Raw genomic sequence first — 22,709 nt, 5'->3', positions numbered from 1 at the left:
GTAGAGGACAAAATTGTGTCACGAAGTAACGTAAAAGAGATGAAAAGTTGCCTTCGACCAAAGGCGGATTATCGCTGTTTTGGTAACAAAGATTCGCAGGAATCCACGCTTATCGCCAGTGCTGCCGCCCCCTAGAATTGCCCGGCCCCTTCACCTCTTCCTCGGGAAATCGCAGCTGTGCCGCGTCGCATCATCAGAACGCTCTGTGCGTTCAGTGCCTGTGCCCTTGCCCTCACCTTGAGCGGCTGTATCGGAACCTGGGGCATTGCCCCGCAAAGCAAGACGCTGCAAGCCAACACCCTGACCACCGACGCGGCCATACGCGAAGCCGCGACCGACGCCCACTGGCCCGACCAGCAGTGGTGGCACGCCTATGGCGACCCACAGCTGGACCGCTGGGTTGCCCTGGCCGTGGCCGGCAGCCCGAGCCTGGCCATGGCTGCGGCGCGGGTACGCGAAGCCAAGGCCATGGCTGGCGTGGTCGAGTCGGCGGAAAAACTCCAGGCCAACGGCCAGGCCACGCTCAAGCGCCACAACTGGCCTGAAGACCAGTTCTACGGCCCGGGCGCGCTGTCCGGCGCCAATACCTGGGACAACAACGCCGCCATTGGCTTCAGCTATGCACTCGACCTGTGGGGCCGCGAACGCAACGCCAGCGAGCAGGCCGTGGACCAGGCGCACATGAGCGTGGCCGAAGCCCGCCAGGCGCAACTGGAGCTGCAGAACAACGTGGTGCGCGCCTACATCCAGCTGAGCCTGCACTTCGCCCAGCGCGATATCGTCAAGGCCGAGCTGGAACAGCAGGAGCAGATCCTGGCCCTGGCCAAGCGCCGCCTGGATGCCGGCATCGGCACTCACTTCGAAGTCAGCCAGGCCGAAGCGCCGTTGCCGGAAACCCACCGCCAGCTCGACAGCCTGGACGAAGAAATTGCCCTGGCCCGCAACCAGCTGGCCGCCCTGGCCGGCAAGGGCCCGGGGGAGGGCGCGCAGTTGCAGCGCCCGAGCCTGGCCCTGGCCGCGCCGCTGAAGCTGCCGTCGAACCTGCCGGCCGAACTGGTCGGCCAGCGCCCCGACGTGGTCGCCAGCCGTTGGCAGGTGGCCGCCCAGGCGCGGGGCATCGATGTCGCCCATGCCGGCTTCTTCCCCAACGTCGACCTGGTCGGCAGCCTTGGCTTCATGGCAACCGGTGGTGGCCCGCTGGAATTCCTCACCGGGCGCAAGTTCAACTACAACGTCGGCCCGGCCATCAGCCTGCCGATCTTCGACGGTGGCCGCCTGCGCTCGCAGCTGGGCGTGGCCTCGGCGGGCTATGACGTGGCCGTGGCGCGCTACAACCAGACCGTGGTCGGTGCGCTGAAGAACATCTCCGACCAGCTGATCCGCCGTGAGTCGATGAAGGAGCAGTCGCACTTCGCCGCCGAGTCGGTAGCGGCCGCGCAGAAAACCTACGACATCGCCATGGTCGCCTTCCAGCGTGGCCTTACCGACTACCTCAACGTGCTCAACGCCCAAACCTTGCTGTTCCGCCAGCAGCAGGTGCAACAGCAGGTGCAGGCTGCCCGCCTGATTGCCCATGCCGAGCTGGTCACTGCCCTGGGCGGCGGCTTGCAGGCTGGCCAGGACGTGCCGAAAGAGGAGCGCCAGGCCGCACCGAAAACCCCGGCCACCCTGGCCATTTTCGACAAGAAGCCGGATAACGCCGAATGAGCACTTCCAGTTTGCCCGTGCGCTGGCTGCAGAGCCTGGAATGGCGCCGGGGCTTCTTTGCCTGGGCGCGCACCGACGGGGTGACCTGGGTGTATATCTTCAAGGTGCTGGCCGCTGCGTTCATCACCCTGTGGCTGGCCATGCGCCTGGAGTTGCCGCAACCGCGCACGGCGATGATCACCGTGTTCATCGTCATGCAGCCGCAAAGCGGGCATGTGTTCGCCAAGAGCTTCTACCGGGTGCTCGGCACCCTGGCCGGCTCGGCGATGATGGTGGCGCTGATCGCCATATTCCCGCAGAACACCGAGCTGTTCCTGCCCAGCCTGGCCCTGTGGGTAGGCCTGTGCTCGGCCGGTGCCATGCGCTACCGCACCTTCCGCGCCTATGGCTTCGTGCTGGCCGGCTACACCGCGGCGATGATCGGCCTGCCGGTGCTGGAGCACCCTGACCAGGCGTTCATGGCGGCGGTATGGCGGGTGCTGGAAATCGCCCTGGGCATTCTGGTGTCGACCTTCGTCAGCGCCGCGATCCTGCCGCAGTCGGCCAGTGCCGCCATGCGCAACGCCCTGTATCAGCGCTTTGGCGTGTTCGCCGGGGTGGTGGTCGAGGCCCTGCGCGGCGAAAGCCAGCGGGACCGCTTCGAGAGCAGCAACGTGCGCTTCGTCGCTGAAGCAGTGGGGCTCGAGAGCCTGCGCAACGTCACCGCCTTCGAAGACCCGCACATGCGCCGGCGCTCTGGTCGCCTGGTGCGCATGAACAGCGAGTTCATGGCCATCACCACGCGCTTCAATGCCCTGCACCGGTTGCTGGAGCGCCTGCGCGCCCGCGGCCCGCTGCAGATCGTCGGCGCCATCGAGCCGGGCCTGAACACCCTGGTGGAGCTGTTGCAGCCCTACGTGGGCCGGGCGCTGACCGACGCCGATGCGCTGCGCCTGACCCTGGAGCTGGCCGCCTACAAGGAAGGCTTGCAGGCACAGGTGCGCGGCCTGCGCGCCGAGTACCTGGCAACCGAGCCGAGCGAGTCCGACCTGCTCGACTTCCACACCGCCTTCGAGCTGCTCTACCGCTTCGTCGACGAGATGTACGGCTACGCCGAAACCCACGCCTCGCTGGCCGCGCACCGGCACGAACGCGAGCAGTGGGACGAGCCCTACGTGGCGCAGACCAGCTGGCTGGTATCGTTGGCCGCCGGTGTGCGCGCCTCGGCGGTGCTGTTGCTGCTGGGCAGCTACTGGCTGTTCAGCGACTGGCCCAGCGGCGCCATGATGACCCTGATCGCCACCGTCACCGTGGGCCTGTCGGCAGCCTCGCCGAACCCCAAGCGCATGTCGTTCCAGATGGCCTGCGGCACGGCGATTGGTGCCTTCGTCGGCTTCTTCGAAACCTTCTTCGTGTTCCCCTGGATCGACGGTTTCCCGCTGCTGTGCATGGTCCTGGCACCAGTGTTCGTGCTGGGCGCGTTCCTTTCGTCACGGCCGGCCTATGCCGGCTACGGCATCGGCCTGCTGGTGTTCTTCGCCATCGGCTCGGTGCCGAACAACCTCACCGTGTATGACCCATACACCTTCATCAACGACTACATCGGCATGGTCATCGGCATGTTCGTCTGTGCCGCTGCCGGGGCGATCATCCTGCCGCCCAACAGCCGCTGGCTGTGGAGCCGCCTGGAGCAGGAACTGCGCGAGCAGGTGCTGTTCGCCATCAGCGGCCGCCTGCGCGGCATCGGCACCGCCTTCGAGAGCCGCACCCGTGACCTGCTGCACCAGGCCTATGGCCTGGCAGCCGGCAAGCCGCAGGTACAGAGCCAGTTGATGGGCTGGATGTTCACCGTGCTGGAAATCGGCCACGCCATCATCGAGCTGCGCAAGGAACAGGCCCGTGCGCCGGTGCACCCGGCCTACGCCGAGTCGCAGCCCTGGCGCCAGGCGATCCGCGTGATGGGCCGTGCCCTGGCCCGGCTGTTCCTGCAGCCCAGCGCCAGCAACCACGAACGCGCGCTGGTGGCGGTGGACCATGCCATCGCCCGCGTGCAGGCCACCGACGAGCCCTTCGCCCGCCACTTCGACACCTCGGTGCTGCGCCGCGCGCAAAGCTACCTGCACTTCATCCGTTCTTCCCTGCTCGACCCACAGTCGCCGTTGGCACCGGCGAAAGGACTGCACGATGCTCCGTGAAACCATGCCCCGTGAAATCGCTTTCCATGGCGTGTACATGCCCACCATGACCTTGATGTTCCTGTTCGCCCTGGGCCTGGCCTGGGGCCTGGACCGGTTCATTGCCAGCCATGATGGCTACCGCTTCTTCTGGCACCCGGCGCTGCTGCGCCTGAGCCTGTTCGTCTGCCTGTTCGGCGCTTTGGCGCTGTCGCTCTACTGGTGAGAATCCTTCGATGAAAAAGTTCTTCAGCCTGATCGCCACCCTGTTGGTGCTTGCCGCTGCCGTGGTGATCGGTCGCCAGTTGTGGCTGCACTACATGACCACGCCATGGACCCGCGACGGCCGTGTGCGTGCCGACATCATCAACGTCGCTGCCGACGTGCCTGGCTATGTGGTGGACGTGCCGGTCAAGGACAACCAGCGGGTGAAGAAGGGCGACCTGCTGATCCAGATCGACCCCGAGCACTACCAACTGGCGGTCGACCAGGCCAAGGCGCTGGTCGCTTCGCGCAAGGCCACCTGGGAGATGCGCAAGGTCAACGCCAAGCGCCGTGCCGACATGGACAACCTGGTGATCTCCAAGGAAAACCGCGACGACGCCAGCAACATCGCCAACTCCGCCCAGGCGGACTACCAGCAGGCCCTTGCCGAACTGGCCGCCGCCGAACTGAACCTCAAGCGCACGCATATCGTGGCCACGGTGGACGGCTACGTGACCAACCTGAATATCCACAAGGGTGACTATGCACGTACCGGTGAAGCGGTGATGGCGGTGGTCGACGAGAACTCGTTCTGGGTATACGGGTTCTTCGAGGAGACCAAGCTGCCGCACGTGAAGGTGGGTGACCAGGCCGAGCTGCAGATGATGAGCGGCGAGCGCATCAAGGGCCATGTGGAGAGCATCGCCCGCGGCATCTACGACCGCGACAACCCACAGAGCCGCGAGTTGATCGCCGATGTGAACCCGACTTTCAACTGGGTGCGGCTGGCGCAGCGGGTGCCAGTGCGCATTCATATCGATGAAGTGCCGGACGGGTTTTTGCTGGCGGCGGGGACGACTTGTACGGTGGTGGTGAAGCCGAGCGAGGGCTGAGCCGGGGTGAGGTAGTGCAGCTACTGGCCTCTTCGCGGGCTTGCCCGCTCCCACAAGTGATGCGCTGCTCTTGGGGCTGGCGCAAATCCTGTGGGAGCGGTGCAGTTAGCTCGCTGCCCCTACCAACACTGGCACCTTCACTCGATCAATCACCTTCGCGCTGATCGACGGGTCCAGCATCCGCCCCAGCCGCGACAGGTGGCGGTGGCCCATGATGATCAGTTCACAATTCAGTTCCTGCGCCTTGGCCACGATCGCCTCGACCGGCTGCCCGGCCACCATGCAGCCCCGGCTGGCGAAGCCGGCTTGCTGCAACTCGCGCACCGCCTCGGCCACGGCCTGGTCGGCCTGGTGCTGCTCTTCGCAGGCGGCGGGGTATTCTTCCAGTTCTTCTGCGGTGTAAGGCGCGGGTTGGTCGTGGACGGCGAAGGTAGAGTCGATGGCCAGCAGCACGTGCAGTTCGTGGTCGCCGGGGCGGCAGTAGCGGCGGGCGAGGGTGAGCAGGGCGGTGGATGCAGGGGAGGCGTCGATGGCGATCAGGACGGGGCTGGGCATGTGGAATCCTTGTTTCAGGCTGGCTAAGGGGTTGTCTGTTCTGGCCTCTTCGCGGGTAAACCCGCTCCCACAGGTGCGCCACAGTATTCAAAGCCTGTGCAGTCACTGTGGGAGCGGGTTTACCCGCGAAGAGGCCGAACCTGCCATTCCTCATTCTTGGCTCAATCCACCCTCAGGATAAATGCCCCACCACGCACGAGCGCATTGCGTCTGGTGCAATCCAGCAACCTGCTACCATCGCCGTTCCCCACAGCTGTAACGGAAAACGGCCATGCAACTCCCGGACATGAACCTGCTCGTCGCCCTCGATGCCCTGCTCGACGAGGGCAGCGTGGTCGGCGCGGCGCAGCGCATGAACCTCAGCCCGGCGGCGATGAGCCGGACCCTGGGGCGTATCCGCGATGCGTTGGGTGACCCGATCCTGGTGCGCGCCGGTCGCGGCCTGGTGCCGACACCGCGGGCGCTGGCCCTGCGCGAGCAGGTGGCGGCGTTGGTGGAGCAGGCCGGCGAGGTGTTCCGCAGTGGCGACGAGGTCGACCTGCCCAAGCTTGACCGGGCCTTCAACATCCGCACCAACGACCTGTTCATCGCCCTGTACGGTGCCCAGCTGCTGCGGCGCATGCACGAACAGGCACCGCGCACGGTGCTGCGCTTCGTGCCGGAAAGCCCCGGCGGCGATGATGACAGCGTGCTGCGCGACGGGCGTACCGACCTGATCATCAGCTCGACCGTGGACCTGGGGCCGGAGATCAAGGTGCAGAGCCTGTTCCAGACCTACTACGTGGGCCTGGCACGGCGCGACCACCCGATTTTCGAGCAGCCGATCACGGCGCACAGTTTTGCCAGTTATCCACAGATCAGCGTGTCCCGCCGTGGGCGAGCCAATGGGCCGATCGATGTGGAACTGGCCAACTTCAAGGTGCAGCGGCGGGTGGCGCTGATTACCCCGAGTTTTCACTCGGCGCTGTTCTCGCTGCCGGATTCCGACCTGATCCTGCCGATGCCGGCCAACATCCTCAACAGCGTGCACAAGCTCGGGCTGCCGCTGCGCTCGTTCGAGATCCCGGTGCCGCTGGAGCGAGTGACCGTGCTGCAGGCATGGCACCCACGGTTTCACAATGACCCGGCACATCGGTGGTTGCGGCAGACTTTGAAGGCGTGTTGCAGTGTCGACCCTTGATTACCTGTGAGGGCCTCATCGCCGGCAAGCCAGCTCCCACAGAATTTGTGCACATTTCGAAACCTGCGCAGTACCTGTGGGAGCTGGCTTGCCGGCGATAGGGCCAGACCTGCAAAAGGTGGATTGCGTCCAGCGCAACATAAACCTACCGATAAGTCAGTTTTCGTCAGCATTCGACCTTCTTAGACTTGCTCCAGTCGCAAATTTGTTGCTGGAGATGTCTGCCCATGAGTTCCCTGTCCGCCCCGTCTGCCGCGATTGCCGCCGCCCCCGCGCCGGCCGCGCCAGCGCAGACTGCGTTCGGCCTGCAGGTAGTGGTCGGGCTGTTCGGTGTGCTGCTGGCCGTGTTGTGCGCGGGCCTCAACGAGTCGGTGACCAAGATCTCCCTGGCCGATATCCGTGGGGCCATGGGCATCGGTGCCGACGAAGGCGCCTGGCTGCTGGCGGTCTACAGCGCCGCCTCGGTCTCGGCCATGGCCTTCGCGCCATGGCTGGCCACCACGTTCTCGCTGCGGCGCTTCACCATGAGCGCCATCGGCCTGTTCGCCGTGCTCGGCCTGCTGCAACCGTTCGCCCCCAACCTGCACAGCCTGATGCTGCTGCGTGTGCTCCAGGGCTTCGCCTCTGGCGCCTTGCCGCCGATGTTGATGAGCGTGGCCCTGCGCTTCCTGCCACCGGGCATCAAGGTCTATGGCCTGGCCTGCTATGCCCTCACCGCCACCTTCGGCCCCAACCTCGGCACGCCGCTGGCAGGGCTGTGGACCGAATATGTCGGTTGGCAGTGGGCGTTCTGGCAGATCATCCTGCCCTCGCTGCTGGCCATGTTCTGCGTCGGTTGGGGCCTGCCGCAGGACCCGCTGCGCCTGGAGCGCTTCAAGCAGTTCGACTGGCGCGGCGTGCTGCTCGGCCTGCCCGCCATCAGCTGCATCGTGCTGGGCCTGTCGCTGGGTGACCGCTGGGGCTGGTTCGATTCGCCGCTGATCTGCTGGCTGCTCGGCGGTGGCCTGCTGTTGCTGGTGCTGTTCATGTACAACGAATGGTCCGAGCCGCTGCCGTTCTTCCAGTTGCGCATGCTGTCACGGCGCAACCTGAGTTTCGCCCTGGTGACCCTGGCCGGTGTGCTGATCGTGCTCTCGGGCGTTGGCAGCATTCCGTCGGCCTACCTGGCGCAGATCCAGGGCTACCGCCCGGCGCAGACCAGCCCGCTGATGATGCTGGTGGCCATGCCGCAGTTGATCGCCCTGCCGCTGACGGCGGCGCTGTGCAACATCCGCGCGGTGGATTGCCGTTGGGTGCTTGGCATCGGCCTGGCGATGCTGGCGGTGTCCTGTGTCGGCAGCAGCCTGCTGACCAGCGAGTGGATCCGTGGCGACTTCTACCCGTTCTACCTGCTGCAGGTGTTCGGCCAGCCAATGGCAGTGCTGCCGCTGCTGATGCTGTCCACCAACGGCATGACCCCGCAGGAAGGCCCGTTCGCCTCCAGCTGGTTCAACACCGTCAAGGGCCTGGCCGCGGTGATCGCCGGTGGCCTGCTGGACGCCCTTGGCACCCTGCGTCGGCACTTCCATTCCAACCACCTGGTGGACAGCCTGGGCAACGCCCCGCTGGTCGACGGTAACGCAGCCGGCCTGGCCAGGCGCATCCACGACCAGGCGCTGGTGCTGACCTCGGCCGACCTCTACCTGGTCATGGCCTGCATTGCCGTGGCCCTGATCTGCCTGATTCCTTTCGTGCCTACCCGGGTCTATCCGCCGCGCGCGGTGGCCTGAACCCTGGATGAATTCGAGAACCACTGAAATGACCAACAACCGCAAAACCCTGTTCATCGGCTCGGTGCTTGCCGTGGCCGTCCTGGCCGGCATCGCTGGCCCCTGGATGTTCGGCAGTGACCACCGCCAGAGCACCAATGACGCCTATGTGATCGCCGACTACACCGTGGTCGCGCCCAAGATCGCCGGCTTCATCAAGGAGGTGCTGGTGGAGGACAACCAGCAGGTCAAGGCCGGCCAGTTGCTGGCGACCATCGATGCCCGTGACTACCAGGCCGCGCTGGATGCCGCGCAGGCGCAGTTGCTGGTGGCCCAGGCGCAAAGCGCCGATGCCCGTGCCACCCTCGAGCGCCAGGCGTCGCTGATTGCCCAGGCCGAGGCCGCAGTGAAAGCGGCCCAGGCCGAAGCTGCGTTCGCCGACCATGAGGTCAACCGCTACAGCCGCCTGGCCGAGCAGGGTGCCGGCACCGTGCAGAACGCCCAGCAGGCGCGCAGCGGTGTCGACCAGGCCCGCGCACGCCTGGCCAATGCCCAGGCGGCGCTGGTAGCGGCGCGCAAGCAGGTGGATATCCTTACCGCTCAGGTAGCCAGTGCCGACGGCCAACTGAAGCGGGCCGAGGCAGGGCTGGAAAAGGCCCAGCTCGATCTGTCCTACACCCGCATCACCGCGCCGGTGGACGGCATGGTCGGCGAGCGCGCCTTGCGTGTAGGTGCCTACGTCAACCCGGGCGCCCGCCTGCTGTCGGTGGTGCCGTTGCAGCAGGCCTACGTGGTCGGCAACTTCCAGGAAACCCAGCTGACCCACGTACAGCCTGGCCAGGCCGTGAGCATCAGCGTCGACACCTTTGCCGGTGAGAAGCTGCAAGGCCATGTGGAAAGCATCGCCCCGGCCACCGGCGTGACCTTCGCCGCGGTCAAGCCGGACAACGCTACCGGCAACTTCACCAAGGTGGTGCAGCGCATCCCGGTGAAGATCGTTTTCGATGACGGCCAGCCGCTGCTTGCCCGCCTGCGCGTGGGCATGTCGGTGGAAGCGACCATCGACACCCGTGGCGACAAGCTGGACGGCAAAGAGGTAAGCGCACGATGAAACCGGCATTACGCTTGAGCCCGTTGCTGCTGGCCGTATTGATGGCTGGCTGCACCCTGGGGCCGGACTTCCAGCGCCCTGACAGCCAGGCACCGCAACAGTGGGCGCCGCTGCAAGGTGAGGCGGCGGCCAGCCAGCCGCAGGCCGAACCGCTGGAACTGCGCTGGTGGGAGAGCTTCCACGATGCCCGCCTGAGTGCCTTGATCCAGCGTGTTGCCGAGCGCAACCTCGACCTGCAGATGGCCAGTGCCCGCCTGCTGCAAAGCCGCGCCCTGCGCAGCACCGTGGCTGCCGACGAAGTACCGTCGGTGGACGTGAACGCTGGCTACAGCCGCTCGCGCAACAGTGCCGAAGGCCTGAGTGACCCGTCCGGCAAGGCGGGCAAGGAAGCCTTCAACCTCTGGCAGGGCGACCTGGTGGCCGGTTGGGAGCTGGACCTGTGGGGCCGTGTGCGGCGCCAGGTCGAGGCTGCCGATGCCACGGTCGAAGTGGCCGAGAACGACCGCCGCGGCGTGCTGCTGGCATTGCTTTCGGAAACCGCCGGCAACTACATCCAGCTGCGTGCCGTGCAGCACACCATCGATGTGACCCGCGACAACCTCAAGGTCGCCCAGCACAGTCTGAAGTTGTCCGAAAACCGCCAGGCCGAAGGTGTCGCCACGCGCCTGGACGTGGCCCAGGCCAGTGCCCAGGTCGCCTCGATCGAGTCGCGCCTGCCAAGCCTGGAAGCGCGGCGCGACGACCTGATCAACGCTCTCAGCCTGCTTGCCGCCGAACCACCGCGCAGCCTGCAGGCCGAGTTGCTGCAGGGCGGCGAACTGCCAGCGCCGCAGCAGAAGTTCGCCATTGGCCTGCCGTCCGAACTGGCCGAACGCCGCCCGGACATTCGCCAGGCCGAGGCCCGCCTGCATGCCGCCACTGCCAGCATTGGCGTGGCCAAGGCCGACTTCTACCCCAGCATCCGGCTGTCGGGCAGTGTCGGGTTCCAGGCCATGCAGCTGTCCGATTTCGGCGCCTGGGATTCGCGCCGGTTCGCCTTCGGGCCGCAGCTGTCGCTGCCGATCTTCGAGGGTGGCCGGCTCAAGGGCACCCTGGAACTGCGCGAGGCGCAGCAGCAGGAAGCGGCGCTGAACTACCGCAAGGTGGTGCTGGGTGCCTGGCATGAAATCGACGATGTGCTACGCCTGTACAACGCCAGCCAGCTGCGCCGCGACCACCTGGCCGAGGCGGTGCGGCAGAACCGCATCGCCCTGGAAACTGCCCAGCGCCAGTATGTGGAAGGGGCGGTGGACTTTCTCAATGTGCTGACTGTGCAGGGTGCCCTGCTGGCCAGCGAGGAACAGTGGATCGACAGTTCGGCGGCGGTGTCGCAGGCGTTGGTGGGGCTGTACAAGGCCCTGGGTGGTGGCTGGCAGGCGTTTGATGAGCAGCCTGTGAAGAAAGTGTGATTTTTTGGGGCCGCTTTGCGGCCCATCGCGACACAAGGCCGCTCCTACAGGAGATCGCGTCCGCATGTAGGAGCGGCCTTGTGTCGCGATGGGCTGCAAAGCAGCCCCGGCAATTGTCCTGATTACCGAGGAGGCACAGATGCACATTTCCCTGAACGGCAAGCGCGCCATCGTCAGCGGCTCCACCGCGGGCATCGGCCTGGCCATCGCCATTGGCCTGGCCGAGGCGGGGGCCGAAGTGGTCCTCAACGGTCGCACCCAGGCTCGGGTCGACGAAGCCCTCAAAGTTGTGCGCGAACGCCTGCCGCAGGCGCGCATCATCGGCATCGCTGCCGACCTGGGCACCCAGGCCGGTGCGCAGAAGTTGTTCAACCAGGTGCCGCACACCGACATCCTGGTCAACAACCTGGGCATCTTCGAGCCCAAGCCGTTCTTCGAGATCGCGGATGAGGACTGGCAGCGTTTCTTCGACGTCAATGTGCTCAGCGCCGTTCGCCTGTCGCGCCACTATGCCCAAGGCATGGCCGAGCGCAAATGGGGGCGGGTGGTGTTTCTGTCCAGTGAGTCGGCGCTGCAGATCCCGACCGAGATGATTCATTACGGCATGACCAAGACTGCGTTGCTGGCGGTGTCGCGCGGGCTGGCCGAGACCCTGGCCGGCACCGGGGTGACGGTGAATTCGGTGCTGCCTGGGCCTACGCGTTCGGAAGGTGTGGGCGACTTCTTTGCCAAGCTGGCCGAGGAGCAGGGGGTATCGACTGAAGAGCTGGAAGCCAACTTCCTGGCTGAGCACCGGCCGACCTCGCTGATCAAGCGGCTGGCGACGGTGGAGGAGGTGGCGAACATGGTGGTGTACCTGGCATCGATGCAGGCCAGTGCCACTACTGGGGCTGCCTTGCGAGTGGATGGCGGGGTGCTGCGTTCCATTGCCTGATTCGTTACTGCCTGTACCGGCCTCTTCGCGGGTAAACCCGCTCCCACAGGGATCGCACAGGACTCAAATTCTGTGGGGTACCTGTGGGAGCGGGTTTACCCGCGAAGAGGCCAGCACAGACAACCAATCAATCAGAGCGGGCGCAGCAGGCCAAACCGCTTGCGCAACGCCCAATCCAGCACCCGCCGCGGCAGTAACCGGGCCATCAACGGCAACGCCGTACTGCCGTTCCCCAACCGCACCACCGCTGGCACCGGCGACTTCCCGACCGCTGCCAACACGCCCTGGGCAAACACCGCCGCCGAGGTCGGCTTGTCCTGCGAAGCTCGCGCCCGTGCCTGCACATGCTCGCGCAACGGCCACCACGCCGAATCCGTCGCCAGTACCTGCTCGGCCTGGCGCTGGGCATTGCTGGCGAACTGCGAGGCAATCGCTCCTGGCTGCACTTCCATCACCTGCACACCAAACGGCGCCAGTTCCAGGCGCAAGGCATCGCTCAGGGCATGCACGGCTGCTTTCGAGGCGCAGTAGGCGCCGGCGAACGGCGTGACCAGCACGCCTGATACGCTGCCGATGTTCACCACCAGGCCCCGTGAGCGGCGTAGCTGTGGGAACAATGCGCGGGTAACGCCGACCACGGCGAATACGTTGGTTTCGAACTGCTGGCGCAGGGCATCCACACCGCCATCGAGCAGCGGGCCCATGGCGCCGTAGCCGGCGTTGTTGATCAGGATATCGAGGTTTACCAGTTCCTCGGCCAGGCGGGCCAGCGCCTCGCTGTCGTTCACATCAAGTTGCCGGGCGGTGAAGCCGGCGGCGTTCAGTTGCTCGACATCCTCAGGTTTGCGGGCGGTGGCCCAGACGTGGTGGCCGGCATCGCGGAAGGCATCGGCCAGGGCGCGGCCGATGCCGCTGGAACAACCGGTGATCAGGACGGTGGGCATGGTTGGGGCCTGTTGTCAGGGAGGATTGGTTTTTCCTGTGCCGGCCTCTTCGCGGGTAAACCCGCTCCCACAGGTACCCCACAGAATTTGAGACCTGTGTAGTCCCTGTGGGAGCGGGTTTACCCGCGAAGAGGCCGGCACAGGCGATACATTAGTTGGCAAACGTACCTTGCAGATGCTCTGCCCGAAACTCCAGGGTCTGCGGCCTGTACCCGGAACGCAGTGGCGGCAGTGGCAGGCAGTCTTTCCACTCGACCCCTGGCTGCAGCTCACCCGGCCCACGGTAGCGCGGGGCGTTGTAGGTGTTCTCCGCCAGGTTCACGGTATCGCCCGGAGCGTAAGCCGCCACTCGCCAGCGCAGCTCGGTCAGCGGCACGTCGTTGCCGTTCTTCATGCGCACCTGCAGGGCGCGGTCGGCGGGGCAGTGTTCGGGGGCGTAGGTCAGGCGCAGGTCCAGGCGGGCCAGTTGCGAGGTTTCGCGGGTGTCCTGCCACACGACGAACAGGGCCACCAGGCCCAGGCCACAAACGGCAGCCAGCGAGATCGGCAGGGCCTTGGCCGGGTAGCGCAACAGCAGCACCAGCCAGGTGAGGATGAGAAAGGCACCGATGATCATGGGGCGGGCAGACCTTGATTGCGCGGGGTCTGACCATCGTAGCCCGAAATGGGGAGTGGCTCAAAAAGCGGGGCCGCAAAGCGGCCCCAGGGGTTGCATTACTGCGCGATGGTCTTCACCGAAACACCACGCTCGATCGGTGTAGAGGTACGCCCATACACATCCTCGAAGCGCTCGATGTCATCCTCGCCCAGGTAGCTGCCGGACTGCACTTCGATGATCTCCAGCGGGATCTTGCCCGGGTTGCGCAGGCGGTGCACCGAGGCGATCGGGATGTAGGTGGACTGGTTCTCGGTCAGCAGGAACACGTTCTCGTCACAGGTCACCTCGGCGGTGCCGGACACCACGATCCAGTGCTCGGCACGGTGGTGGTGCATCTGCAGCGACAGGCTGGCGCCCGGCTTGACGGTGATGTGCTTGACCTGGAAGCGGCCACCCATGTCCACCGAGTCGTACGAGCCCCACGGGCGATACACTTCCAGGTGGTTCTGGGTTTCGCTGCGGCCCTGCTCGTCGAGGGTCTTGACCATCTGCTTGACGCCCTGGACCTTGTCCTTGTGGGCAATCATCATGGCGTCCTTGGTCTCGACCACCACGATGTTCTCCAGGCCGATCACCGACACCAGCTTGCCGTTGCCGTGGATCATGCAGTTGTGGCTGTCCTGCACCACCACGTCGCCCTTGGTGACGTTGCCGTTGTCGTCCTTCTCGTGCACTTCCCACAGCGACGACCAGCAGCCCACGTCGCTCCAGCCGGCCGACATCGGCACCACGCAGGCGCGCTGGGTCTTTTCCATCACCGCGTAGTCAATGGAGTTGTCCGGGCAGCAGGCGAAGGTGGCTTCGTCGATGCTCAGCACATCACCGTCTTCCTGGCTACGCTCCAGGGCCAGCACGCAGGTGTCGTAGATGTCGCCGTCGTGCTTTTTCAGTTCTTCGAGGAAGCGGCTGGCACGGAACAGGAACATGCCGCTGTTCCAGAAGTAACCGCCGGCCTGGACGAACTCGGCGGCGCGTTTTTCGTCGGGCTTCTCGACGAACTGCGCCACGCGCGCCACGCCTTCAGGCAGCAGGGCGTCCTGGCTGGAGCGGATATAGCCGTAGCCGGTTTCCGGCTTGGTCGCCGGCACGCCGAACAGCACCATCTCGCCACGCTCGGCAGCCACGGTGGCCAGGGCCAGGGCGCGTTGCAGGGCCTTCTGGTCCTCGATCACGTGGTCGGCGGGCAGCACCAGCATCAGCTCGTCGCGGCCTTCGTTGACCAGTTTCATGGCAGCCATGGCCACGGCCGGCGCGGTGTTGCGGCCGAACGGTTCCATCAGGATGCCTTGGGTTTCCAGCTTCAGCGCGGCCAGTTGCTCCTGGACGATGAACTTGTGGTCCTTGTTGCAGACCACGATCGGTGTGTCCATGCCTTCGAACACCAGGCGCTCGAGGGTTTGCTGGAACAGGGTGTGTTCACTGGTCAGGGCCAGGAACTGCTTGGGGAACTGCTTGCGCGACAGAGGCCACAGACGGGAACCGCTACCACCAGAAAGAATTACCGGGATCATCATGTTTCTCCAATAGTCGTTGAGAGGCAGGGGAATCAGTTGCTAGCCACGGGGCGAGTTACCCACACCGGCGACAAGGCGTTGCCGGAACCCGTTACGTACAGCACTGCGGCTTCGCCGCGCTCCAGGGCGACGGGTTTGACGTCACCCACTTTCTTGTCTCCTTGGTACAGCGCCAGGTTGACCTTGACCGGGTTGATTTCGCGTTCGCCACGGCCGTTGGCGGCCACCGGCTTGACCACTTCGGTCTTGCCGTCGGCGGTCTTCAGGGTCAGTTGCTGGTCACTCAGGTTCTGCACGCGAACCAGGGCTTTCTGCTTGTTCTTGAACGGCGGCTCTTCGATCAGCTGCGGGTTGCCGCTGGCGCTGTTGACCAGGGTGTAGTACTTGTCCGCAGCCAGCTTGACCGGCACGCTCTTGCCGCCGACCTGGGCGGTGTAGTCACCCCCTGGCAGGAAGCTGAAGTCGCTGCTGGCCTGGGCGCCAACCTGCTTGATCTGGGTGTTGCCGACCGAGGCTGCAGCCGGTGCGCCGGAGGCGTTGTACAGGCGTACGAAGGTCGAGCCTTTCGGTGCGCTCGGGCCATACAGCGCGGCGTCGGCACCGGCGAAGGCCTGCATGGAGGCCAGGGACAGGCCGGCTGCGAGGGTGAGGGCTTTGGCAATGGAAGTCTTGGTAGTCATATGCATGTTCCTCTGATTAGTGGTTAGTCCGGGTGGACGACAAAGCCAGGTTTTCTTCGGATTTACGGGTGTTCTTCAGCTGGGCGATCCACTGTGGATCGAAGCTGCTGAGGTCGTTCTTCATTGGCAGATAACGTTCTGGGAATTCCCACACCACCACCTGGGGTGCGGCGTTCTTGAAGGCATCGCTTTGCAGGTACTTGAGCATCGGCAGTAGCGGGCCATGGCCGTCTTCGGCGTAGTTGGCCACGTCGCTGCGCAGGGCCTGCTGCAGCGCACCGAGGAAGTTCCAGTGCGGGTTGGCGCTGTAGCTGGTACCCACCAGCGCAACCGGGATCTGCGTGTCGGCGAACAGTGCGTCACCGGCTTCACCTTCGGCCTCGACCGGGCGAGTGGTGCGTTGCTGCAGGTTGTCCGGGGCCGGCAGCAGGTTGCTGAACAGCGGGTCCAGTGGCAGGAAGTTGGTCAGGTCGCCCTTGTATGGCGCGGTGCTGCCGGCTTCGGTGATGAACGCCTGCGGGTCGCCGTTGAGCAGGCTCTGGCGGTTTACCGCTTCGGCCAGTGCCTGCGCCGCCACTTCGGCGCCCATCGGCGTCCAGTGGGTGTCGGTGCGCAGGAACACCTGGCCGCGGGCCTTGGCCTGCTCCATGGGTGCCATCAGGTCCGGGGCGAACACGTTGGCCTGGCGTGCCTGGGCATGGAACTGGTTGTACAGGTCGTCATGCAGGCTGGTCGGCAGTTCCTTGCCCAGGTACTCGGCATACACCCGCGCCTTGGCCGGCACGATCGCCAGCACCAGCTGGCTGCCGTGCTGCTGCAGGGTGTCGCGCACGCCACGGATCAGCGCCAGGTTTTCCTGCATCAGCTGCTCGGCACCGGCGGTGGGCTTGAACTCTTCGTCACTGAACAGCCACTGGTCGCGGCCCAGCACCACGCCGGGGCGGCCTTCGTTGAACAGCTTGAAGTCCATTGCCGCCCATAGGTTGGTACCCAGGCGCTTGATCGGGAACTGCTCGTCGTAGTGGGTCTCGGCGGCCTTGGCCAGCTTGCCGTTGAGCAGGGTCATCTGCTCGGTACGCTGGAAGCTTTGCAGGCCGCCGGTGGACCAGACGCCCATGCCCACCAGCAGGCCGAGGAACGACAGCGAATAGGTAATGCGTAATGTCCGGGTCATGTCATCAACCTCAGAACTGGAAGTAAAGGAACGGCGAGTAGCTCTGCGCCGAAAGCTTGAGGATCGAGGCCACGAACAGCAGCAGCACCAGGGCGCGGGTCATCACCCGGGTCCAGTCCAGGCCGATCGAACCGTCGCTGTTGACCTCCACCGGGGTGGCCTTGGGCGTTGGCCTGGCGTTGCGGTAGAAGTCGCGCAGGCCGAAGAACGCCAGGGTGATGTAGGCGACCACCAGGGTGGCTACCTGCAGGCCGGTGAGCTGGGCACGGTTGAGTTCCGACAGCTGCCAGTCGCCGAAGCTGAACATGGCGCCGTACATGCGACCGGCCACCTCCAGGTTCTCGGCACGGAAGATCACCCAGCCGACCACCACCAGCAGGAAGGTGAATGCCCACTTCACCGGGTTGAAACGCTGCGGGTTGGTGTCGATGCCCAGCGCGCGCTCGATGGCCAGCCACATGCCGTGCCAGGCACCCCAGATGATGTAGGTGAAGTTGGCGCCATGCCACAGGCCGCCCAGCAGCATGGTCAGGAACAGGTTGCGGTAGGTGTTGAAGGTGCCTTTGCGGTTACCGCCCAGGGTGATGTACAGGTAGTCGCGCAGCCAGGTCGACAGGCTGATGTGCCAGCGCCGCCAGAACTCGGTGATCGACTGGCTGATGTACGGCTGCTTGAAGTTCTCCATGAAGCGGAAGCCCATCATCAGGCCCAGGCCGATGGCCATGTCGCTGTAGCCGCTGAAGTCGAAGTACAGCTGCGCGGTGTAGGCCAGGGCGCCGAGCCAGGCATCGCCGGTGGTCGGGTTCTGCAGGGCGAAGCAGTGGTCGGCCACTACCGCCAGGGTATCGGCGATGAACACTTTCTTGATGAAGCCCTGCATGAAGCGGGTGCAGCCTTCGGAGAACTTGTCCAGGGTGTGGGTGCGGTTGTTGAACTGGTCGACCAGGTCCTTGAAGCGCAGCACGGGGCCGGCGATCAGGTGCGGGAAGATCGCCACGAACGCCGCGAAGTCGATCAGGTTGCGGGTGGCCGGGGTGTCGCCGCGGTACACGTCGATGATGTAGCTGATCGACTCGAAGATGTAGAACGAGATACCGATCGGCAGCAGCACGTGGGTGAGGATGAACGGCTCCAGGCCGAACGAGGAGATGATCGCGTTGAGGCTGTCGACGCCGAAGTTGGCGTACTTGAAGTAGCCGAGGATCGCCAGGTCGACACCGACGCCGAGCAGCAGCCAGCGCTGCGCGGGCTTGGTGCGCACACCGGCGGCGCCGACTTTCAGGCCGATCCAGTAGTTCCACAGGGTGACCCCGGCGAACAGGGCCAGGAAGTCCACCCGCCACCAGGCGTAGAAGATGTAGCTGGCGACCAGCAGCAGCAGGTTGCGATAACGTTGCCCGCTCAAGTAGTACAGGCCGAGGAAGATCGGCAAGAACAGGAACAGGAACACGTTGGACGAGAAGACCATCCCGGTTCTCCTTTTTGTTCACAGCATCCGGGGCAAAGCGCCCCCCAAACCCCCCACTCAAAAAGTGGGGGAAGCCTTGGTACCTGTGGGAGCGGGCATGCCCGCGAACAAGGGCGAAGCCCTTGCCATGCACCGCGGTGCCTTCTTCGCGGGCATGCCCGCTCCCACAGGTTCCGACCCCAAAAGGGGTTCAACTCATTTCTTGCTCTCTGCGCTCGGGTCGTAGACCCGGGTCAGGTCGCCGCCCAGCCGGAAGCTGTTGAACGGCTGCATACCGCGCTTGCGTTGCAGGGTGTCGCCACTGCACGCATACAGGCTGCAGTAGGGCTCCATCCATGAGTACTTGCTGTCGATCTTCAGGTCTTTCATGTCCTGTTTCTCGCCATTGCGGGCCTTGAACTCGCTGGGGTCCTTCGACCCGTTCAGCACCCGCTGCGCCAGGCGCTGCAGGGCGTTGTTGTTCTCGCCGCGCACATCCACGCCATTGACCTGGGCGAAGCTGGCGATCATCGCCAGCGGCGGCAGGGCGTAGTTGTGGTAAGCCAGGGCGCGTTGCTTGCGCTTCAGTTCGTTGGGCAGGAAGCCCTGCTCGTCGACCTGGTTGGCGCCAACCCGGTATTCCTTCACGGCCCAGTCGAACAGGTCGCGACGGTCGGTGGCCACGGCGCTGGCCATTACCGCCCAGGCTGCCCAGTAGCTGTGGTTGTTGATCTTCTCCAGTGGCAGGTCGCTCCAGTCGCGCACGGTCTGCTCAGCCAGGCGGGCGAACCATTTTTCGATCAGCTCGGCCTCGGCCTGGTGCGCGGCCAGCGGCTGCGAATTGGAGAACTTCAGGCGCAGCCACGAACCACTCATGCTGCCCAGCGCCCATTTGCGCATCGACTTGCCGGTGTGGTTGTAGTCGGTGGACATCAGCGCATCGGCGCGGGCCCATTCGCCCAGCCAGGCCAAGGTGCAGTCGAGCTGCGCCGGGCGGCCGTCACGCATGTACTGGCCGATCATCTTGCTCACGCCTTTCTCAAGGGTGGTGATGTCTTCGGTGGACTTGCGAAAGGCCTTTTCCGAGTCGGCATTGAGCGTTGCCCGCGCCTTGTCCGAGCCTTCGTACTTGCTGCGGAACTGCAGGGCACCGGTGTATGGCTTGGGGGCAGCCTCGCAGCGGAAGTTGCCGTCGCCGGTCTTGAGCTTTTCGATCCCCTCGTAGTAACCCTGGGGCGGTACCAGCGCGGCGTGCGCGGCACCGCCGCACAACGCCAGGGCAAGCAGGGCGGGGCGGGAAATTCGCTTGAACGGGATCATGGTCGCCTCACTGGCCGGCCTGCGCGGTCTGCGCGGGCACGGCGAAGTTGTTGCGTTTGCAGAGCTTGGCTTCGACCTTCTGGGTACCGCTTTCCGGCCCCTGCACCTCGAACGCCAGCAGGCTCTGGCTGGCCCAGTCCTCGTCTTCGCGCATCTGGAAGACGAAGCGGCCGTCGGTGTCGGAGGTTTCCGGTTTTTCCAGCTTGATGTCCTCGTGGCGGCCGTTGAGGTACCAGAGGGTGGCCTGCAGCACCTTCACCGACGGGTCTTCGAACTTGACGTCCATCTGCATGTTGCGGTTGATCAGGTCTTTGATCACGCCGCCCTTGCCGTTGACCATCAGCTCGTTCTTGCCGGGCTTGAGGGTGGCGCTGGCGCTCATCAGTGCCGGGCGGTCATCGCAGCCGTCGTCGAGCAGGCCAAGGATTTGCCGCCAGATGGTTTCCTGGTCCAGGCGATACAGCGGGGAGAATTCCCAGATCAGGATCTTCGGCGGGTTCTTCTGGAATTCCTCGCTACCCAGGTACTGGATCATCGAACCTTCCAGGCCACCGCCAGGGAAGGCCACGTTGAGCACGTCGGCGCCGATGTACTGCTCGAGGAAGCCGGAGAAGTTGTAGTTCTTGCCACTGTGGCTGGTGCCGACCAGGGTGATCTGCGCGTTGCCGCCGTCACCGAACAGGTCGTCGCCGCCGCCGGTGGAGCCTTTCGGCTCGGTGGCGAACTGGTCCATGTACTGGACGGCGTAGCTGGTGCCGCACAGCTGGCCGGCCACGTTATGCAGGGTGCCGGTCTTGCCCATGCGCCCGGACTTTTTCGTTTCGAATTCCTTGCGCGGGATGCCTTCGAAGGCCGGCATCTTGTGCACGGTATCGGCCACGATCTTGGCCGCGCGCTCGGCGCCGTAAGGCGTCCAGTGCTGGTCGCCGCGGAAGTAGAAGTCCTTGCCCTGGTCGGCAGCGGCCAGCTGTTCGTTGGTCAGCGGCGACAGGTCGGGCACGTTGTAGCCCATGCTGGCAAAGCGCTTGAGCATGGCCTGGTAGTTGCCCAGGGCCTTCTGGTAGTCGAAGGCAGCCTTTTCCGCCGGGTTGAGCATGTTGCGGTTCACCAGGCCACGGGTCGGTTGGTACACCACCACCAGTTCCACGCCGCGCTTCTTGAACGCGTCGTGCACTTGCTGCAGGCGCTTGTAGCCGGCCGGGGTGGTATTGAACTCGGTGCGCAGGTCTTCGCGGGTACGGAACAGCCAGTCGCCCTGGGCCTGCACCAGCGTGGTGAAGTTCTGCTGGTAACGGGTGGTGTAGCGGCTGGCGTCATGCGCTTCAGGGCACAGCTGGCAGCAAGGCTCGGCGCTGAAGGTGGGGGCCTTGACGTCTTCGGCGCGCACGCCCTGGCTGATCGCCAGGAGGGCGGCGGACAGGCCCAGCAGTTTCATCAGATGTGGAGTCATGGTCTGGGCTTCCTTAATCGATCATTTCGGTCTGGCGTTCGACCGGGTCGATCAGCACAGCCTTTTGCTGGCGTACCAGCAGGTCGAGGATTTCGTCCTGGCGTTCGCCCAGTACGCCGTTGAGGCTGATGCCGCTGGCCTTGCGCGGGGCGAGCATGGACACCTTGTACAGCTCGACCGACAGCGGCGAGTCGATCGACAGTGGCCCGGAGCCGTTGGCCGCCAGTTCGCCACCGACCAGGATCAGCGACACCTTGGTGTCGAACGGGTCGAGGGCGATGTCGCGGTCGGTGTTGGACAGGTCCTTGATGTGGCCGTATACGCCAACCAGGCCGTTGGCCATGGCGACGTTTTCGTACAGGCGGATGTTCACGCTGTTACGCACGCGGATGCCGTGGCGGCGGTTGTTGATCAGCTTGTTGCCCCAGATCAGGTTGTCGCCGCTTTCGTACAGGGTGATGCCGTCGGTGTGGTTGCGGTAGATCTCGTTGTAGGCAATCAGGTTGTTGACGCTGTTACGGTCGATCACCACGCCCGAGAGCTTGTTGTCGAAGCTCTTGTTGTTGATGATCCAGCTGTCGTTTACCTCACGCGAAACGATGATGCCGTGCTTCTTCTTGGTGCCGTACACCGTGTTGCCGGCGATGATCAGCCGGTGCGAGCGGTCGTGCGGGTCGATGCCGTAGACGATGTTGTCGCGGTAGGTGCTGTCCTTGACCACGAAGTCCTGGGTCTCGTAGCAGTAGAAGCCGTACCACATGTCGCTGAACTCAGAGCCGATGATCCAGCCGGTGGGTTCCGGGCGGCCCATGCGCTTGGCCATGTTCGGCGTGTACTGCGAGATGCTCACGCCGTACGACTTGGACTTGGCGTAGCCGAAGCTGGCCATTTTCGTATTGACGATGTAGGTCTCGGTGCCGCCCCACGACAGCAGGAACGGGCGGAATTCCTTGGGCGAGCGGAAGGTCGCCGGGCCGTTTTCCTTTTCCCGCCAGCCGGTCACCTGGGTGTCGGTGACGAACAGCTTGCCGTCGTTGACCAGGAACGAACCGCCTTCCTGGGACAGGCGCAGCTGCTTGACCTTGCCGTCGATCTCGAGGATGCCCTTCTGCCCGACCACGATCGGCAGGCGCGCCAGGTACACACCCGGCTCGACTTCGCTGAGGTACTGCTTGGGTACCTTCTTGCTCAGCTCGACCAGGTCGACATGGCCGTCATCGACGAAGATCGCCTGCGGAATGCCATGCTGGCGCTGGACCCACTCGGCCGCCTTGTTGTCGCCGCCGACGAATTCCTTGAGGGTATCCTCCTGGAACATGCGGCGCAGGCTGACCTTGCCCTTGTGGCGGCGGTCGATTTTCTTCTGCACCGCTTCGGCGGTGTAGCCGGTCAGGTCGGGCAGCTTCGGCGGGTCCATGTGCAGCGGCTCGATCGGCGCGCTGGAGACCGTGTAGGTCTTGGCCTGCTGCAGTTCCTTGGCGATCACCTGGGGCTCTGCGGCAGCCACCAGGCCGCTGGCCAGCAGCAAGGCGCTGGCCAACAGGCTGTGACGTAAGTGCGGGTGAAGGTTCATAACGGTAAGTCCTCTA

At 64.8% G+C, this 22,709-nt stretch carries 19 protein-coding genes; 9 read left to right on the top strand and 10 right to left on the bottom strand.

What is annotated here, in order from left to right; all coding sequences use genetic code 11:
• The first annotated feature begins 177 nt into the window (after positions 1-177).
• Genes CAG00_RS13060 through CAG00_RS13045 form a run of 4 tightly spaced genes read left to right on the top strand, consistent with a single transcriptional unit; the run spans position 178 to position 4,957 of the window.
• Complete coding sequence (locus tag CAG00_RS13060; RefSeq protein ID WP_085664425.1) at positions 178-1,707, top strand: efflux transporter outer membrane subunit; 1,530 nt, start codon at positions 178-180, stop codon at positions 1,705-1,707.
• On the top strand, positions 1,704-3,881 hold the full coding sequence (locus CAG00_RS13055) for an FUSC family protein (protein WP_025340597.1): 2,178 nt from the start codon (positions 1,704-1,706) through the stop codon (positions 3,879-3,881). Before CAG00_RS13060 ends, CAG00_RS13055 begins: the two co-directional genes overlap by 4 nt.
• A 4-nt stretch (positions 3,882-3,885) precedes the next feature.
• On the top strand, positions 3,886-4,086 hold the full coding sequence (locus CAG00_RS13050; protein ID WP_008097766.1) for a DUF1656 domain-containing protein: 201 nt from the start codon (positions 3,886-3,888) through the stop codon (positions 4,084-4,086).
• Between the two features lie 10 nt (positions 4,087-4,096).
• On the top strand, positions 4,097-4,957 hold the full coding sequence (locus tag CAG00_RS13045) for an HlyD family secretion protein (RefSeq protein WP_025340596.1): 861 nt from the start codon (positions 4,097-4,099) through the stop codon (positions 4,955-4,957).
• Between the two features lie 105 nt (positions 4,958-5,062).
• Here the strand turns inward: CAG00_RS13045 and CAG00_RS13040 are convergent, their stop codons facing one another.
• A complete protein-coding gene (locus tag CAG00_RS13040) occupies positions 5,063-5,512 on the bottom strand; it encodes a universal stress protein (RefSeq protein ID WP_085664424.1) in 450 nt (149 codons plus the stop codon).
• Between the two features lie 271 nt (positions 5,513-5,783).
• Between CAG00_RS13040 and CAG00_RS13035 the strand changes: the two genes are divergently transcribed.
• The 5 genes from CAG00_RS13035 to CAG00_RS13015 all read left to right on the top strand — a co-directional run bounded on the left by CAG00_RS13035 (position 5,784) and on the right by CAG00_RS13015 (position 11,933).
• A complete protein-coding gene (locus tag CAG00_RS13035) occupies positions 5,784-6,692 on the top strand; it encodes a LysR family transcriptional regulator (RefSeq protein WP_015271755.1) in 909 nt (302 codons plus the stop codon).
• Positions 6,693-6,919: 227 nt separating this feature from the next.
• The gene (locus CAG00_RS13030; protein WP_085664423.1) at positions 6,920-8,461 is read left to right on the top strand and encodes an MFS transporter; all 1,542 of its coding nucleotides are present in this window, start codon (positions 6,920-6,922) and stop codon (positions 8,459-8,461) included.
• Positions 8,462-8,489: 28 nt separating this feature from the next.
• Positions 8,490-9,551, top strand: a complete 1,062-nt coding sequence (locus tag CAG00_RS13025; RefSeq protein WP_075046296.1) for an HlyD family secretion protein — start codon at positions 8,490-8,492, stop codon at positions 9,549-9,551.
• The gene (locus tag CAG00_RS13020) at positions 9,548-10,999 is read left to right on the top strand and encodes an efflux transporter outer membrane subunit (RefSeq protein ID WP_085664422.1); all 1,452 of its coding nucleotides are present in this window, start codon (positions 9,548-9,550) and stop codon (positions 10,997-10,999) included. Before CAG00_RS13025 ends, CAG00_RS13020 begins: the two co-directional genes overlap by 4 nt.
• A gap of 139 nt (positions 11,000-11,138) precedes the next feature.
• Positions 11,139-11,933, top strand: coding sequence for an SDR family NAD(P)-dependent oxidoreductase (locus CAG00_RS13015; protein ID WP_031692690.1), 795 nt, complete (start codon positions 11,139-11,141; stop codon positions 11,931-11,933).
• A 131-nt stretch (positions 11,934-12,064) separates the two neighbouring features.
• Here CAG00_RS13015 and CAG00_RS13010 read toward each other — a convergent pair whose 3' ends face one another.
• The 9 genes from CAG00_RS13010 to algG all read right to left on the bottom strand — a co-directional run bounded on the left by CAG00_RS13010 (position 12,065) and on the right by algG (position 22,693).
• A complete protein-coding gene (locus CAG00_RS13010; protein ID WP_061552458.1) occupies positions 12,065-12,877 on the bottom strand; it encodes an SDR family oxidoreductase in 813 nt (270 codons plus the stop codon).
• Between the two features lie 151 nt (positions 12,878-13,028).
• On the bottom strand, positions 13,029-13,493 hold the full coding sequence (locus tag CAG00_RS13005; protein WP_085664421.1) for a multidrug transporter: 465 nt from the start codon (positions 13,491-13,493) through the stop codon (positions 13,029-13,031).
• Positions 13,494-13,591: 98 nt separating this feature from the next.
• A complete protein-coding gene (locus CAG00_RS13000; protein ID WP_025340588.1) occupies positions 13,592-15,046 on the bottom strand; it encodes a mannose-1-phosphate guanylyltransferase/mannose-6-phosphate isomerase in 1,455 nt (484 codons plus the stop codon).
• A 35-nt stretch (positions 15,047-15,081) separates the two neighbouring features.
• Positions 15,082-15,729: an alginate O-acetyltransferase AlgF gene (locus CAG00_RS12995; RefSeq protein ID WP_075046290.1), complete on the bottom strand. Its 648-nt coding sequence runs from the start codon at positions 15,727-15,729 to the stop codon at positions 15,082-15,084.
• 16 nt (positions 15,730-15,745) lie between these two features.
• The gene (locus CAG00_RS12990) at positions 15,746-16,903 is read right to left on the bottom strand and encodes an alginate O-acetyltransferase (protein WP_025340586.1); all 1,158 of its coding nucleotides are present in this window, start codon (positions 16,901-16,903) and stop codon (positions 15,746-15,748) included.
• A 10-nt stretch (positions 16,904-16,913) separates the two neighbouring features.
• The gene (locus CAG00_RS12985; RefSeq protein WP_013974157.1) at positions 16,914-18,371 is read right to left on the bottom strand and encodes an MBOAT family protein; all 1,458 of its coding nucleotides are present in this window, start codon (positions 18,369-18,371) and stop codon (positions 16,914-16,916) included.
• A gap of 195 nt (positions 18,372-18,566) precedes the next feature.
• A complete protein-coding gene (locus tag CAG00_RS12975; protein ID WP_075046288.1) occupies positions 18,567-19,670 on the bottom strand; it encodes a mannuronate-specific alginate lyase in 1,104 nt (367 codons plus the stop codon).
• Positions 19,671-19,677: 7 nt separating this feature from the next.
• On the bottom strand, positions 19,678-21,120 hold the full coding sequence (locus CAG00_RS12970) for an alginate O-acetyltransferase (protein ID WP_025340584.1): 1,443 nt from the start codon (positions 21,118-21,120) through the stop codon (positions 19,678-19,680).
• A 13-nt stretch (positions 21,121-21,133) separates the two neighbouring features.
• Positions 21,134-22,693, bottom strand: a complete 1,560-nt coding sequence (algG, locus tag CAG00_RS12965; RefSeq protein WP_085614309.1) for a mannuronan 5-epimerase AlgG — start codon at positions 22,691-22,693, stop codon at positions 21,134-21,136.
• Positions 22,694-22,709 lie beyond the last annotated feature (16 nt).

Source organism: Pseudomonas sp. B5(2017), from assembly GCF_002112825.1.
Lineage (GTDB): Bacteria > Pseudomonadota > Gammaproteobacteria > Pseudomonadales > Pseudomonadaceae > Aquipseudomonas > Aquipseudomonas putida_Z.
This window is presented reverse-complemented; position numbering and strand designations above follow the sequence as displayed.

Coding starts and splice junctions, on each gene's coding strand:
- CAG00_RS13055 (WP_025340597.1), top strand. CDS start 1,704: ATGAGCACTTCCAGTTTGCCCGTGCGCTGGCTGCAGAGCCTGGAATGG.
- CAG00_RS13050 (WP_008097766.1), top strand. CDS start 3,886: ATGCCCCGTGAAATCGCTTTCCATGGCGTGTACATGCCCACCATGACC.
- CAG00_RS13045 (WP_025340596.1), top strand. CDS start 4,097: ATGAAAAAGTTCTTCAGCCTGATCGCCACCCTGTTGGTGCTTGCCGCT.
- CAG00_RS13040 (WP_085664424.1), bottom strand. CDS start 5,512: ATGCCCAGCCCCGTCCTGATCGCCATCGACGCCTCCCCTGCATCCACC.
- CAG00_RS13035 (WP_015271755.1), top strand. CDS start 5,784: ATGCAACTCCCGGACATGAACCTGCTCGTCGCCCTCGATGCCCTGCTC.
- CAG00_RS13030 (WP_085664423.1), top strand. CDS start 6,920: ATGAGTTCCCTGTCCGCCCCGTCTGCCGCGATTGCCGCCGCCCCCGCG.
- CAG00_RS13025 (WP_075046296.1), top strand. CDS start 8,490: ATGACCAACAACCGCAAAACCCTGTTCATCGGCTCGGTGCTTGCCGTG.
- CAG00_RS13020 (WP_085664422.1), top strand. CDS start 9,548: ATGAAACCGGCATTACGCTTGAGCCCGTTGCTGCTGGCCGTATTGATG.
- CAG00_RS13015 (WP_031692690.1), top strand. CDS start 11,139: ATGCACATTTCCCTGAACGGCAAGCGCGCCATCGTCAGCGGCTCCACC.
- CAG00_RS13010 (WP_061552458.1), bottom strand. CDS start 12,877: ATGCCCACCGTCCTGATCACCGGTTGTTCCAGCGGCATCGGCCGCGCC.
- CAG00_RS13005 (WP_085664421.1), bottom strand. CDS start 13,493: ATGATCATCGGTGCCTTTCTCATCCTCACCTGGCTGGTGCTGCTGTTG.
- CAG00_RS13000 (WP_025340588.1), bottom strand. CDS start 15,046: ATGATCCCGGTAATTCTTTCTGGTGGTAGCGGTTCCCGTCTGTGGCCT.
- CAG00_RS12995 (WP_075046290.1), bottom strand. CDS start 15,729: ATGACTACCAAGACTTCCATTGCCAAAGCCCTCACCCTCGCAGCCGGC.
- CAG00_RS12990 (WP_025340586.1), bottom strand. CDS start 16,903: ATGACCCGGACATTACGCATTACCTATTCGCTGTCGTTCCTCGGCCTG.
- CAG00_RS12985 (WP_013974157.1), bottom strand. CDS start 18,371: ATGGTCTTCTCGTCCAACGTGTTCCTGTTCCTGTTCTTGCCGATCTTC.
- CAG00_RS12975 (WP_075046288.1), bottom strand. CDS start 19,670: ATGATCCCGTTCAAGCGAATTTCCCGCCCCGCCCTGCTTGCCCTGGCG.
- CAG00_RS12970 (WP_025340584.1), bottom strand. CDS start 21,120: ATGACTCCACATCTGATGAAACTGCTGGGCCTGTCCGCCGCCCTCCTG.
- algG (WP_085614309.1), bottom strand. CDS start 22,693: ATGAACCTTCACCCGCACTTACGTCACAGCCTGTTGGCCAGCGCCTTG.